Raw genomic sequence first — 12,901 nt, 5'->3', positions numbered from 1 at the left:
TTAAATTATGGAACATCAGGTGCTTGAATTTCTCGGAATCTTAAAAGACGGCGTATTTTACCCCGCGAGCATTCTCGAATCGATTATGATTTTATGCTTCGGTCTTTCGTGGCCGATGTCGATCGCGCGCTCGCTGAAATCGAAGTCGACCAAGGGCAAAAGTCTTTTGTTTATGTGCTTTATCGCGTTCGGCTATATCTGCGGCATAAGTGCAAAGCTCCTCGAGCACAAATATAACCTCGCCTTTTGGTTTTATATCCCGAACATCGTCATGGTGACGACGGATATATGCCTCTATTTTCGGAATAAGCGAATCGAAAATTCGCTAAGCGAAACGATTATCATCGAAGCGTAAGCGCTTACCGCCTTCCGCAAGCGGTTTTATTTTCGTGCGGTACACTTTCACCATAAAAAAGCACGAAAGGCCGACCGACATGACTTCCGCTATCGGAAAGGCAAGCCATACGTCGTCGATATTGCGGGCAAGCGACAAAAGATAGGCGGCCGGCAAAAGCACAAGGAGCTGACGCGCAAAAGAAACGAACATGCTGTACATCGCCGAACTGAATGCCTGAAAGACCGACGACAGCGAAATCGCGACTGCAGCACCGACAAAGCTCGATGCGATAATGCGCATTGCGGGCACTCCGATCGCAAGCATCGCATCCGAAGCTTGAAAGAGTTTTAACAACTGCACCGGAAAGAGTTCGAAAATAAGCGTACCGAAAGCCATAATGCAGACGGCAAGGATGATACCGCTTTTGATCGCCTGCATGATACGCTTTTTGTGTTCCGCTCCGTAGTTGTACGCGATGATCGGAACGATACCGTTATTCAAACCGAAAACCGGCATAAAGATAAAGCTGTTCAGCTTAAAGTACACGCCGTATACTGCGATCGCCGTCGACGAAAACGATCCGAAAATGAGATTTAAAAAATACGTCGTAACCGACGTAATCGAATTGAGCAGGATCGACGGTACGCCCACTTTATAAATCTGCTTTATAACGAACACGTCGGGACGAAAGCGCGAAAAGCGAAATTGAATCTCTTTATTGATTTTTATATTAAAGATAAACGACAGGCACATACTGAGCCACTGCCCGATAACCGTTGCAAGCGCCGCCCCCGTCATACCCATGCGCGGAAAAGGGCCGATGCCGAAGATGAGCAGCGGATCCAAAATGATATTCGTGAGTGCGCCTGCCGTCTGCGAATACATCGTAAAAACCGTGCGCCCCGTCCCCTGCAAAAGACGGTCGAGCATGATTGCGGAAAACATACCGAAAGAGCCGAGCACGACGACATTCAAATACTCCATGCCGAAATCGATAATTTCGCGGTTAGCCGTCTGGCTTGTAAGATAGGAGTGCATACAAAAAAGGCCGATAACAAAAAAGACGATAAAGCTGCATACGGCGAGAAAGAGTCCGTTTTCCGCAGCGGCATTTACTTCGTCCTGTTTTTTTTGGCCGAGCCGCATCGAAAGGATGGCGTTTACGCCGACGGCCGTTCCGACGCCGACGGAAATCATAAGTCCCTGAACGGGAAAAGCGAGCGATACGGCCGTCAGCGCGTTTTCGTTTATCCGCGCGACGAACACGCTGTCGACGATATTGTAGAGCGCTTGCACGAACATCGAAAACATCATCGGAAGCGACATATTCAAGATAAGCTTGGTGACGGGCATCGTGCCCATTTTATTTTCCTGCATTTTTACCAGTGTATAAGGAATGCCGCCCTCTGTCAAACCGATTCTGCGGCCAACCGCGGAAATCAATTTTCAGAGGCACTGTTTAAAAAGTTGATAAAGTGCTAGAGTGTCGGTATGAAACGGGAAAAAGCGGAAGATGCACTTGCAGTGCTTGAGACGGAGGGGGAATACGACGGATATTTTTGCAGCATAAAAGGCGCGGTTATCATCGCGTGCCGGGAATTACACTAATCCGACCGCCCTCAAAGCATGACAAAGCTCCGGTACGGGGCGTTTTTTTGTGTGCCGCAAGACAAAAATATCCGCATTTTAATTGTCAACCTATTGTATTTATTTAGCACTGATTGTAAACTTTCGGTATGAAAATAAACAACACTCGTTTTATCTTTATCGTTTTGTTTGCAGCGATCATCTGTGCGGGCTGCTTTATCGCAGTACCTATAGGCCCCGGCGGCATTCCGATCGTCATGCAAAATATGTTCGCCGTACTCGCAGCTCTCACGCTCGGAGGCTTCGGCGGATTTTTTTCGGCGCTGCTCTTTGTCGCAGCCGGCGCGCTCGGACTTCCCGTCTTTTCAGGCGGCGCGGGCGGGATCGCGCGCCTTTTGGGGCCGACCGGCGGATTTCTCATAGGCTATATACTCGCAGCCCTCGCCGCAGGTTGCATCGCACGAAAGCCTCGCGCAGGTGAAAAAGCCTTCAGCGCAAAAAACATCGTAAAGCTGTCGCTCGCCTCTCTTGCGGGATTTACGCTCATCTATGTTCCGGGCATCCTCCGCTTTATGCAGCTGACTCACCGAAGTTTTTCCGCGTCGATTGCAGCCTGCCTCATTCCGTTTATACCCGGAGATCTCATAAAGCTCGTTCTCTCAGTTCCGCTTGCGGCAAAGCTCCGCACGGCGGCTGCCCGTTATTTTACCGACAAAAGCGAATGACGCAGGACGATTCAGTTCCGCACGCCGCTTCGTTCCCGAACGGCGCTTCCCTTTCCGTCGAAAAGGTGACGAAAACCTTCCCCTCGTATGAGGGGGAACAAAGGTTTACGGCTCTTTCGGAAGTGTCGTTTTCGCTTTGCGAAGGAGATACCGCCCTCATCGCGGGGGCGAACGGTTCGGGAAAAAGCGTACTCATGTCGATCATCGCTTCCCTCGACAAAGCCGATTCCGGTACGGTGGAAATCCTATGCGGCGGAAAAGCGGCACAGTGCGGGCTTGTATTTCAGGAAGCCGAAATGCAGCTTTTGGGAGAGACGCCGATCGAAGACGTGATGTTCGGCTTAAAAAATATCGGATTAAAAAAACGGGAAGCCGAACGAAAAGCGCTCGACGTGCTTGCGGAAGTAGGTCTTGCGGGAAAAGAAAGATCGAGCGCGCGATTTTTGTCGGGAGGTGAAAAAAGACGGCTTGCCGTCGCGGGCATCATAGCGCTCGATATGCCGCTCGTCATATTCGACGAACCCTATGCGAACCTCGATTATTCGGGCGTGCGGCACGTGAACGCGCTTATCAAACTGCTGAAAAAAAAAGGAGTGACGATCATCATACTCACGCACGAACTCGAAAAATCGCTTGCGCTCTGTAACCGCTTTATCGTGCTGTACCGCGGAAAAAAAGTATTCGATGGAAAGCCCGCCGAAGGGGTGGCGCAAAAGCTCGAAGCTTGGGATATCAAAAATCCGCTCGCTTCCTACAAAGGTCTTCGGGATCTCGAATGGTAAGGCTTTTCGGCTACCGAAGCGGTTCGTCTTTTTTGCACAAATGCGATGCGCGCATAAAACTCGTTTTACTTTTTGTACTCGGCACCTTCGTTTTCATCTTGCCCCGAAACGCCGTGATCGCCTGCATCGCGATTTTTTTTGCGCTTTCCCCTGCCATCCGCTTTCCGATGAAAGAAATCCTTTCGTCGCTCAAGCCCGTTGTGTATTACGCGCTTATACTCTACAGTTCGTCGATAGTATCCGCCCTTTTCGCTCACGCTCCCTTTCCGCTTCCGTTCATCCCTTCCGAACGCGACATCGTCATTTTGTGCCGCCTCGCCCTCGCCTTTTTAATCGCAAACGCAGTCTACCGCACGACGAGTCCCCTCGAGCTTAGAGAAGCAGTCGAATCGATCGAAAGAGGTGTCGTGCGGATATTTCGGCAAAGAGCGGAATACCGCCGGCTGCTTTTTTCGGAATCCTTATCGCTTTTAATCGTACTCATTCCCGAAGTATTCGCCGTGTGGCAGGCGGTTTTTCGCGCGTGGAAAGCGAGGTGCGGAAAAAAAGGAGTCCGCATGGTGTTAACCCTTTTTCCGGTCTTTATTTCCGTGTGCATGAAGCATACGTATATAATGTCGCTCGCTCTAAAAGCCAGAAAGCTTCAAAAAATTGATAATGGGTAATTAATAATCAGTAATTGTGCGGGTTCCGGATATATTTCCGTTTATAAAAATATATCCGGCTCCGGTCGGCACGTACAATGAAGTACCTTTAAATCTTTACTTTATATCTTTTATTTTTTCCGCCGAGAACAAGTAATCTTCATACGCCTCTTTTATATGCGGCATATCCAATTTTAAAGCGTCGGTCGGAAATTCGGTGAGCGATTGTGAGCGCAAAACTTCTCTGCGAAGCGTATTCACAAAGGTTCTAAAACTTTTATTTGTGATGCGGTTATATTCTATTGATTCAAGTTTGCTTTGACGATAAAATTCCCGTAAAACTGGATTTTTTATATTTTCTTTATCGTCGGCAAAAATCTCATCGTATTTCAAATCGACGATTTTCCCTTTTTCGTATATCACTTCGAGTCTCGTGCTTATGCCGCAATCATAGGGCTGCGTTATTCCCACATACCTTTTATCGGTCGCTTTTTCTTTAACTTCTTTCGCCATCTCTTTGAGTAAAGGAACAAAACCGTTTCTCGCACTGTTGGACGAACCGAACAGAGTTTTATAATCAAAGTCCAGTTTTTGATTTTTTAATACCTGCCATTCCAAATAGCTCATTCCGTTTATGAGTGTAACCAGGGTATAGTCGGTTCTCGGACTTTTCGCCTGAAAAAAACCGTAACCCGAACGACGCTTTGTTTCTCCCGCCCATTCGGCAGCATAATATGTAACGGGCGGTCTTTCATTCAATTCTATATGCACGATTTCGTTATTATTAACCACAACTTCGGCATACGCTTCATAGCCGCCGTCAAAAACTTTTTGGCCGGAATAATAGTCGCCTGCGATAATTCCCTTGGGAGGCTGAACCGACCAGTACATAGCATCGATTTTTTCCTGCCCTTTTTTTGTTTTTTTCTTTGCCAGTTCCATAGCTTCTTTAACTTTAGGGTCCGCTTCCAATTCTTTGGAAGCTCCTTTTTTACCGTCGTATTTTAATGTCTGGGAGTGATTTATCATGTCGGCGGCGGTTCTGGACGCTCCGCTCGATGCGTCATAATCATACACTTTGCCGTTTATGACGATTTTGTCTGAGCTTTTATCGATGTATTTATAATAATTCGGAGTGTAATTTATTTTTTCCCGTTTTTTATTATTACATACATAGTCATCCAAGTTGATGAGCGTTTTCCATTTATCGACCTGGCTCACCGTCGGAGCCGATACGGCATCGACTTTCTTTGTCGCCCCCGCTTTCGCGTCTACCTTGGAAGGAGTCCGGGCATTAGCCTCTGCTATAAATACTCCCAGCAATAAAAAAATCTTTAAAAGATTATTTCCGTTCCTCATAATGTATCTCCCTATTTTAGTAATAATTTTGAATGATATTAACAGATTTTCCTAACCTTGTATAGGTAAAAGCTGTGGCATTCTTTTTTAAATAAATTGATTTTTGTACCCGGAAAACACGTAAAAATCGTAAAAAAAACAGAAAATTTTCGATGCGGCATCTTGCAATATCAGCTATAGCGTTGTATAGTATTAGCATATCGTTTAAAACGCTATATTTAGAGTACAAATTTTAAATAATTTGTTATAAGGGATCGATATGCGGTGTCCGTATTGCGGAAGTCTCGACGACAAAGTTATAGAATCGCGTGCGATGGCAAACGGTGAAAGCATCAGGCGGCGTCGCGAATGCCTCGGCTGCGGCTACCGTTTTACGAGTTACGAGCGTATCGAAGAAAAACCCTTTATGGTTGTCAAGCGAGACGGAAGGCGCGAACCCTTCGAGCAGGCAAAGCTCGAAAAAGGCATCAGCCGCGCCCTCGAAAAGCGGCCGGTATCGATGCGGATGGTCGAACAGATCGTATCCGAAATCGAAGACAAAGCCGTTATGAGCGGAAAAGTGAGCCGCGAAATCTCGACTGCGGAACTGGGGGAACTCGTGCTGCAGCGTTTGTATGAAATCGACAAAGTGGCGTACATCCGCTTTGCTTCGGTATATAAGCATTTCGAAAACCTCGACGAATTCATCACCGAGGTAAAAAACATAGAGGGGAAACAGATATGAGCGGTCAGGCAGTATTTCCGGAATGGCGGAATTTTTTGGGCGGGAGCGGAGATAAAGAGACGGAGGGATTTATCAAATCCGTCGTAAAGCGATCGGGGGATATAGCTTCTTACGACCGCAAAAAAATCGAATCGGCGATCGGACGCGCAATCGAAGCGGTCGAAAAACGGAAGGATCCCGAGCGAGCGGAAAAGCTTACGGACGCAGTAGAAGAAAGGCTCCGCCTGCGCCTTGCGGGAAGCAGGACGCATTCGATTCCCGCCATCGAAGAGATTCAGGACGACGTCGAAAGCGTCCTCATCGAAAACAACGAAGTCGAAGTCGCAAAAGCGTATATCCTCTACCGCGCGCGGCACGAAGCGATCCGTGGTGCAAAGAACCTCATGCTCGACATCAATAAAACGATGGACGAATATTTGAGCCGAAGCGATTGGCGCGTCAAAGAAAACGCGAACGTCAATTTTTCACTCGGCGGTCTCATCTTGAGCAATTCCGGCGCCGTTACGGCAAACTATTGGCTCAACAATATCTATCCGAAAGAAGTGGCGGACGCGCATAAAACGGCGGCCTTCCACATTCACGATCTTTCGATGTTTTCCGGCTACTGCGCAGGCTGGTCGCTGAGGCAGCTCATTCAGGAAGGACTCGGCGGCGTTCCCGATAAAATCACATCGACGCCCGCGACACACCTTTCGACGCTCGTCAACCAAATGGTGAACTTCCTCGGCATCATGCAAAACGAATGGGCGGGCGCTCAAGCGTTCAGCTCTTTCGACACCTATCTTGCGCCCTTCGTCAAAATCGATAATCTTTCGGAAAAGAGCGTGCGGCAGTGCATCCAAAGCTTTTTGTTCGGCGTCAACACGCCGAGCCGCTGGGGAAGCCAGGCGCCCTTTACGAACGTCACGCTCGACTGGGTGTGTCCCGACGACCTCAAAAACAAAAAAGCGATCGTCGGCGGCGAAGAACAGGAGTTCACGTACGGCGACTGCCAAAAAGAGATGGATATAATCAATAAGCAGTTTATCCTGCTCATGCTCGAAGGAGACGCTTCGGGACGGGGCTTCGGCTACCCCATTCCGACGTACAATATCACAAAGAATTTCGAATGGGAAAGCGAAAACGCGGAATTGCTTTTTAAAATGGCATCCCAATACGGCACTCCCTATTTTCAAAATTTCGTCAATTCCGATTTGAATCCGAGCGACGTGCGCTCCATGTGCTGCCGTCTCCGCCTCGATAAACGCGAGCTTCGAAAACGCGGCGGCGGACTTTTCGGCTCCGACGAGTTTACCGGTTCCCTCGGCGTCGTTACGATCAACCTCCCGCAGATCGGTTTTCTCGCAAAAGACGAAAAAGCGTTTTTCAAGCGGCTCGACTATCTCATGGACATCGCGCGCGACAGCCTGTGCATAAAGCGCAAAGTGATCCAGCACCTCCTCGATACGGGGCTCTACCCCTATACGAAGCGCTATCTGCACACGCTCGACAATCACTTCAATACGATAGGGCTCTGCGGCATGAACGAATGCTGCCTCAATTTTCTCGGCACATCGATCGTCGATCCGAAAGGCAAAGCCTTTGCCGAACGCGTACTCGACTATATGAGAAGCCGGCTCGCCGACTATCAGGAATCGACGGGAGAGCTCTTTAACCTCGAAGCGACGCCCGCCGAAAGCACATCGTTCCGCCTCGCTTCCCACGACAAAAAGAATTTCCCGGGAATCATCACGAGCGGCACGGACGAAAGCCCCTTTTATACGAATTCGACGCAGCTTCCCGTCGACTATACGTCCGACATTTTCGAAGCCCTCGATTTACAGGAAAGCCTGCAGACGCGATACACCGGAGGCACGGTTTTCCATACCTTTATGGGCGAACAGATAAAAGACTGGAGAGCGTGCCGCGATTTGGTAAAAGCGGTTACGGCAAACTACCGCGTACCTTACGTGACGATTTCTCCGACCTATTCGATTTGCCGAAGCCACGGTTATTTGAACGGAGAACACTTCGAGTGTCCTAAGTGCAAAGCGGAAAAGGAAAGAGAGCTGCGTTTAAAGCTTGAACGGCTCGAAAAAGAAAAAGAGGCCGTGCTCGCATCCGAGCGACTATAAAAATACGGCGGCCGGAAGAACTGCCCGCGGGGTCGCTGCAGTACGGCAGATCTGCGGCAAGGTACAACCGATTTTATACGGGCGCGTTTTCGGAGCGTTTTCCGGTACGCACTGCTAAATATAGCGTAAAAAACTTGACATAGGGTTAAAATAGCGCTACAATTAGTGTATGTATTATATCTAATACATATATGATATATTTACAACTATGGGCTTAGGGGGAAATTGCTATGGCGGAATTGAAACGAACGATCAAAGAAATCGATGCGGATATCGAAGCGACGAGGGCGGCGCTTGCGGACGTACACGGCTCGGAAACCGAAGTGTACGCGCGCATCGTCGGCTATTACCGCGCAGTCCGCAATTGGAATAAAGGCAAACGCGAAGAATACGATCACCGGAAAATGTTCGCCGTTCCCGAAAGTGCGGCGTACGAAATTACCGAAGCGGACAGCGCATGCGAGTGCGCCTCCCCTGCACGAATTACGCAGCCTGCGGCGAAAGCCTCCGCTTCACGCACGGCGGATTTTGAAAAAAGCGGCAGATGGGAACTCTTTTCGAGAAAAACCTGCCCGAACTGCCCGCCGGTACAAGCGTATATGGCAAAGCTTTCGATGCGCGGCAAAACGATCGACGTCGACACCGATGAAGGACTTGCCGAAGCCGCAAAAAAAGGCGTATTCGCTTCTCCGACGGTTATCGTCTATGACGAATCGGGTGAAGAAAGCGCGCGATGCCACAGCGTCGAAGAGCTCGACGCAGTATTCGCTTCCGTCACGGCATGACGGAAGGTTCGATTCCCGAAACGCTCCTGCACGCAAAAGCCGGTGTCCTCGTAAAGACGACGCTCGTCGATTTTCCCGGCCGCGTCGCTTCTTCTCTTTTTTTGTGCGGCTGCAATCTCCGCTGTCCCTATTGTTATAACGCCGGCCTCGTGCTCGGCGGAAAAGCTGCAGCGGACGATATCTATGCGACGGCGGAAGAAGTCTTTTTACACCTCGAAAAACGGAAAAACGTCCTCACGGGTTTTGTCATAAGCGGCGGAGAGCCCCTCGTAAATCCGCTTACGCCCTACCTCGTCCCTTATGCGAAAGCGCTCGGCTACCGTGTAAAGCTCGACACGAACGGCACATTGCCCGACGAACTGAACGTTCTTATCGAAGACGATAAAATGCGCCCCGACTTTATCGCGATGGATATAAAAACCTCCCCGTCGCGCTACGGAGAGCTTTTAGGCAGCCTGAAAACGCAGGACAAATCGACCGAGGTAAAAATCGCGGAGGATTTTTTTTCCCGCATTGCGCAAACCGCCCGCCTCACCTCTTCTCTCCCGCCTTCTTCGCGCGAATGGAGAACCGTGCTCGTCCCGCCCCTCGTAACGAAGCGCGACATACGGGAAATGGCGGCTCTGCTCCCTTCCGACGCATCGTGGAGATTTGCGCAGTTTCGAAACGAAAACTGCATCGATCCCGCATATAACGATATCGCCCCGTACTCCGACGCGGAAGCCGCTTCTCTCGTCGAATATGCAAAAACCTTTATCGAAGATTCCGAACTCCGCTGACCCGAAAGATGCGAGCCGACGGCGTTTTATCGATACGGCTATATGCTGTCGGTAACCGTTTTTAAAATTGCAAGAATCTTGCAGTTCTTGCACGAATTCTTGCAAATCTTGCAAATCTTGCAATTTTAGAAAATTTAATGTACCCAGGGATAAAGCGTCGAAAACCTTATTGACAAAATAAAGTGAAATATGCTATGCTTGATTTTATCACGGCGGCATAGCTCAGTTGGTAGAGCATACGGCTCATATCCGTAGTGTCTGTGGTTCAATCCCACATGCCGCTAAATACGCTCACACGATTGTGCGCAGGTAATTTACAAAACTTTCCATTCAAGCTACTATATTCCCCATAAGGTATGGAAACATTTAAAGCTCCGTTTAAGGGGCGATCGCTCCTCAATTGGATCGATTGGTCGCCGGACGAAATCGAAACGCTGCTCGATATCGCATGTACCGTAAAAGTGGAAGCGAAACGGGGAGAAGTTCACGCGCGCTTTGCCGGAAAAACTATCGCACTTATTTTCGAAAAACGCTCGACGCGCACGCGAAGCGCTTTTGAAAGCGCATTCGGCGAAGAAGGCGGTCACCCGGTTTTTATGTCGACGCAGGATATCCAGCTCGGTACAAAAGAATCGGTTAAAGACACGGCGCGCGTACTCGGCAGGATGTTCAACGCGATCGAATTCCGCGGGTTTAAACAGGAACACGCCGAAGAGCTTTCTCTCTGGGCAGGCGTTCCCGTCATCAACGGGCTGACCGACGCCTTTCATCCGACTCAGGCGCTCGCCGATGTGATGACATTGAAAGAACATTTTGGAACATTAAAAGGGCTCAAATGGTGTTTTTGCGGCGACGGCAGAAACAACGTCGCGCGGAGTCTCATGCTCATTTCGGCAAAGCTCGGAATCGATTTTTCGGTTTACAGCCCGAAAGAGCTTTTTCCCGACGAAACGATTCAAAATATCTGTGCACCGTTTGCATCTCAATCGGGAGCAAAGATCACTCTCGGCGACGATAAAAGCGTCGTCCGCGGCGCCGACTGCCTCTATACCGACGTATGGGTATCGATGGGAGAAGAAACGCTCAAAGAAGCGCGCACAAAACTGCTCTCCCCTTTCCGCGTAACGGAAGAGCTTATGAGCGAAACGGAAAAATCGACATCCGTCTTTATGCACTGCCTGCCCGCAGTAAAGGGCGAAGAAGTGAGCGAAGCGGTATTCGAAAGTAAAGCGAGCATCGTATGGGACGAAGCGGAAAACAGAAAACACACGATAAAAGCTATTATGCTCGGCATAATGTGACGATACATAAAATAAGCGGTTTTTCCGCGCATAAAGCGCGCGAGGCAAACTCGATTACCGGTTTTTAAGGAGTTTTTATGGGAGTTGTTATGAAAAAGATTGTCCTGTGTTTTGCAGCCCTTGTGCTCTGCGCCGCAGCTTTGACGGCGCAAAAAACGACGCAGCCGAAACTCGACGAAAGCAAATGGTCTTCCGTTACCTATTTTACCGTTCCCCTATATAAAGTGCTGCAGACGGAAGACGCATACGTTGTCATCTATGCAAAAAATAAAGTCGGAGCAGGTTCGACGACGATTCCGAAAAAATGGGCAAAGGGCAATACCGAAAATCCGCGCAAATTGAAATTCCGCACGGTGCGCGGAACGCTTCAACCCTTTATGACGATCGTCAAAGACAACGGCAAATTTTTACGCGTCATTTTAAGCGTCCCCCCGACGAAGAACACCGATTTTTGGGGATTGGCCGATCCGAATAAAGTGACGGATACCGACAAAGATACGCTCGAAGAACTCGACTTAAACTGAGCGCAATCTTTTATGCAACTGCTCACAGAAACGGAAGCCAAATCGTTCCGAGATTTTATCGACCGGCATGATTTTTTTTACATCTGCGGTCATAAAGAGCCCGACGGCGACTGCATCTGTTCGTGCATCGCGCTCGGTATGCTCGTTCAAAAAAAAGGCAAAGAGTTTCAGCTGCTTTCCGCAGGACCTTTTAAGCGTACCGAAATAAAGCGATATGAAAATCGATTTTCTTCTTCGATGCGTTTTTTAAGTGAAGAAGAGCGCAAAAAGAGCGCACTCATCATCACGGACTGCTCGGAATACGCGCGGCTCGGAGACATCGACGGTGACTTGCACAACCTCGATACTTGCGTCATCGATCACCATAAGACAGCCTCTGCTCCGGAGGGCGCGCTTTGCATCATCGACCCGTCTTCCCCCGCCGCCTGCGCGATCGTTCAGATTTTGTACGAAAGCGTTGTCGGCCCCATACCGAAAGAAACGGCTGAAATCCTCTTTACCGGCTTGTGCACCGACACGGGATTTTTCCGCTTCCTCGAATCGGATTCCGCCGAAGTCTTCAAAGCCGCCTCCCGCCTCGTCTCTTCGGGCGCAAATCCGAGAGCGACTTACGACTTTATTACCGGCGGAAAGCCTTACGAAACGCGGAAACTCCTCGGTTCCGCTCTTTCCCGCGCGGAACGCTATCTTGACGGAAAACTCATTGTCACGAGCGAAACGACGGACGATACGCAAAAATGGGGCGCCGAAGGCCGCGATTCGGACGCATTGTATACGCTGCTTCTCGCTTCGGAAAAAACGCTTGCTGTCGTTTTCGTAAGACAGGAAAGCGAACATTCGTGTACGATAGGATTTCGTTCGCGCGGAAACGTCGACGTGAGCGCGGTCGCGGCAAAATTCGGCGGCGGCGGGCACAAAAACGCTTCAGGTGCAAGTTCGAGCGGAAAAATCGATACGCTCATCCCTCAAATCGTCAAAGAATTCGCCCGCGTTTTATAAGGGCGCGAAGAGAGATATTGATTTTCAAGGAGATACGATAAAAAGCGCCGTCTGAAATATCGCCGACACTTTTTATCTCGAGTTTGCTTGGATGTTTGCAGAAGACGTGTATACGTGTTATTTCGATAAAAATCGCATGACTAGGATACGTTTTGTTTTGCAAACTCGACTATTGAACGTGTGCGCACACGCGCACGGCTAAAAACTTTTTCGGAAATTGATATTTCCTGCAAAAGTTTTT

The 12,901-nt window shown here is 49.2% G+C and carries 13 protein-coding genes and 1 tRNA gene; 12 read left to right on the top strand and 2 right to left on the bottom strand.

Features of this window, described 5'->3' with window-relative positions; translation table 11 throughout:
- Positions 1-7: 7 nt before the first annotated feature.
- Positions 8-355: a hypothetical protein gene (locus HMPREF0860_RS10905; RefSeq protein WP_021331193.1), complete on the top strand. Its 348-nt coding sequence runs from the start codon at positions 8-10 to the stop codon at positions 353-355.
- On the opposite strand, the gene HMPREF0860_RS10900 is transcribed toward HMPREF0860_RS10905, so the two are convergent.
- Positions 326-1,714, bottom strand: coding sequence for an MATE family efflux transporter (locus tag HMPREF0860_RS10900; protein ID WP_038082447.1), 1,389 nt, complete (start codon positions 1,712-1,714; stop codon positions 326-328). The genes HMPREF0860_RS10905 and HMPREF0860_RS10900 overlap by 30 nt on opposite strands.
- 359 nt (positions 1,715-2,073) lie before the next feature.
- On the opposite strand from HMPREF0860_RS10900, the gene HMPREF0860_RS10895 reads away from it, so the two are divergent.
- Genes HMPREF0860_RS10895 through HMPREF0860_RS10885 form a run of 3 tightly spaced genes read left to right on the top strand, consistent with a single transcriptional unit; the run spans position 2,074 to position 4,096 of the window.
- Positions 2,074-2,649, top strand: coding sequence for a biotin transporter BioY (locus HMPREF0860_RS10895; RefSeq protein ID WP_021331189.1), 576 nt, complete (start codon positions 2,074-2,076; stop codon positions 2,647-2,649).
- Positions 2,646-3,431 carry an energy-coupling factor ABC transporter ATP-binding protein gene (locus HMPREF0860_RS10890; protein ID WP_021331175.1) on the top strand — a complete coding sequence of 262 codons (786 nt, stop codon included), beginning with the start codon at positions 2,646-2,648 and terminating at the stop codon, positions 3,429-3,431. The genes HMPREF0860_RS10895 and HMPREF0860_RS10890 overlap by 4 nt, the downstream gene beginning before the upstream one ends.
- Positions 3,425-4,096: an energy-coupling factor transporter transmembrane component T family protein gene (locus HMPREF0860_RS10885; RefSeq protein ID WP_038081654.1), complete on the top strand. Its 672-nt coding sequence runs from the start codon at positions 3,425-3,427 to the stop codon at positions 4,094-4,096. The genes HMPREF0860_RS10890 and HMPREF0860_RS10885 overlap by 7 nt, the downstream gene beginning before the upstream one ends.
- A gap of 96 nt (positions 4,097-4,192) precedes the next feature.
- Here the strand turns inward: HMPREF0860_RS10885 and HMPREF0860_RS10880 are convergent, their stop codons facing one another.
- Positions 4,193-5,434 carry a hypothetical protein gene (locus tag HMPREF0860_RS10880; protein WP_021331180.1) on the bottom strand — a complete coding sequence of 414 codons (1,242 nt, stop codon included), beginning with the start codon at positions 5,432-5,434 and terminating at the stop codon, positions 4,193-4,195.
- Between the two features lie 259 nt (positions 5,435-5,693).
- On the opposite strand from HMPREF0860_RS10880, the gene nrdR reads away from it, so the two are divergent.
- The 8 genes from nrdR to HMPREF0860_RS10840 all read left to right on the top strand — a co-directional run bounded on the left by nrdR (position 5,694) and on the right by HMPREF0860_RS10840 (position 12,660).
- Positions 5,694-6,158, top strand: coding sequence for a transcriptional regulator NrdR (gene nrdR, locus HMPREF0860_RS10875; RefSeq protein WP_021331205.1), 465 nt, complete (start codon positions 5,694-5,696; stop codon positions 6,156-6,158).
- Complete coding sequence (locus HMPREF0860_RS10870) at positions 6,155-8,272, top strand: ribonucleoside triphosphate reductase (RefSeq protein ID WP_021331190.1); 2,118 nt, start codon at positions 6,155-6,157, stop codon at positions 8,270-8,272. Before nrdR ends, HMPREF0860_RS10870 begins: the two co-directional genes overlap by 4 nt.
- Before the next feature lie 230 nt (positions 8,273-8,502).
- Positions 8,503-9,057 (top strand): anaerobic ribonucleoside-triphosphate reductase, encoded by a 555-nt coding sequence (nrdD, locus tag HMPREF0860_RS10865; RefSeq protein WP_021331198.1) that lies wholly within the window; start codon positions 8,503-8,505, stop codon positions 9,055-9,057.
- Positions 9,054-9,836 (top strand): radical SAM protein, encoded by a 783-nt coding sequence (locus HMPREF0860_RS10860; RefSeq protein ID WP_021331200.1) that lies wholly within the window; start codon positions 9,054-9,056, stop codon positions 9,834-9,836. The genes nrdD and HMPREF0860_RS10860 overlap by 4 nt, the downstream gene beginning before the upstream one ends.
- 211 nt (positions 9,837-10,047) lie before the next feature.
- A tRNA-Met gene (locus HMPREF0860_RS10855) sits at positions 10,048-10,120 on the top strand.
- 72 nt (positions 10,121-10,192) lie between these two features.
- The gene (gene argF, locus HMPREF0860_RS10850) at positions 10,193-11,137 is read left to right on the top strand and encodes an ornithine carbamoyltransferase (RefSeq protein ID WP_021331177.1); all 945 of its coding nucleotides are present in this window, start codon (positions 10,193-10,195) and stop codon (positions 11,135-11,137) included.
- A gap of 89 nt (positions 11,138-11,226) precedes the next feature.
- On the top strand, positions 11,227-11,661 hold the full coding sequence (locus HMPREF0860_RS10845; protein WP_156002175.1) for a hypothetical protein: 435 nt from the start codon (positions 11,227-11,229) through the stop codon (positions 11,659-11,661).
- A 12-nt stretch (positions 11,662-11,673) separates the two neighbouring features.
- Positions 11,674-12,660 (top strand): DHH family phosphoesterase, encoded by a 987-nt coding sequence (locus HMPREF0860_RS10840; protein ID WP_021331194.1) that lies wholly within the window; start codon positions 11,674-11,676, stop codon positions 12,658-12,660.
- The last annotated feature ends 241 nt before the right edge of the window (positions 12,661-12,901 follow it).

The organism is Treponema socranskii subsp. socranskii VPI DR56BR1116 = ATCC 35536, assembly GCF_000468115.1.
In the GTDB taxonomy this organism is placed as follows: domain Bacteria; phylum Spirochaetota; class Spirochaetia; order Treponematales; family Treponemataceae; genus Treponema_D; species Treponema_D socranskii.
This window is presented reverse-complemented; position numbering and strand designations above follow the sequence as displayed.